Source organism: Peptacetobacter sp. AB800, assembly GCF_047807365.1.
GTDB lineage: Bacteria > Bacillota > Clostridia > Peptostreptococcales > Peptostreptococcaceae > Peptacetobacter.
The window spans coordinates 1-571 of record NZ_JBLOUI010000097.1 but is presented as its reverse complement, the minus strand read 5'-3'; the positions used below and the strand labels follow the sequence as shown (position 1 = coordinate 571).

General features: G+C 35.7%; 1 protein-coding gene. It reads left to right on the top strand.

All coding sequences use genetic code 11. From position 1 onward, the window contains the following. Positions 1 to 537 (top strand): EF-Tu/IF-2/RF-3 family GTPase (locus ACK2WN_RS12225; RefSeq protein ID WP_416155699.1); only part of this gene is annotated, 537 nt, incomplete at its 5' end. Between the last annotated feature and the right edge of the window lie 34 nt (positions 538 to 571).

Genomic DNA, 571 nt, shown 5'->3' with positions numbered 1-571 from the left:
GTATTCTCTATAACAGGTAGAGGAACAGTTGCAACAGGTAGAGTTGAAAGAGGAGTACTTAAAGTACAGGACGAAGTTGAACTAGTAGGATTAGCAGAAGCTCCAAGAAAAGTAGTAGTAACAGGAGTAGAAATGTTCAGAAAATTACTAGATCAGGCAGAAGCTGGAGATAACATAGGAGCATTATTAAGAGGTGTTCAGAGAAATGAAATAGAAAGAGGACAGGTTCTTGCAAAACCAGGAACAGTTAATGCTCATACAAAATTCACAGCAGAAATATACGTACTTAAAAAAGAAGAAGGTGGAAGACATACTCCATTCTTCGATGGATACAGACCACAGTTCTACTTCAGAACAACAGACGTAACAGGAGCTTGTAAATTACCAGAAGGAACAGAAATGGTAATGCCTGGAGATAACGTAACTATAGAAGTTGACTTAATAAACTCTATATGTGTTGAAGAAGGATTAAGATTCGCAATAAGAGAAGGTGGAAGAACTGTAGCATCTGGTGTAGTTGCATCAATAATAGAATAATTAATTGATAGATAATTACTTAAATGTTATAGAT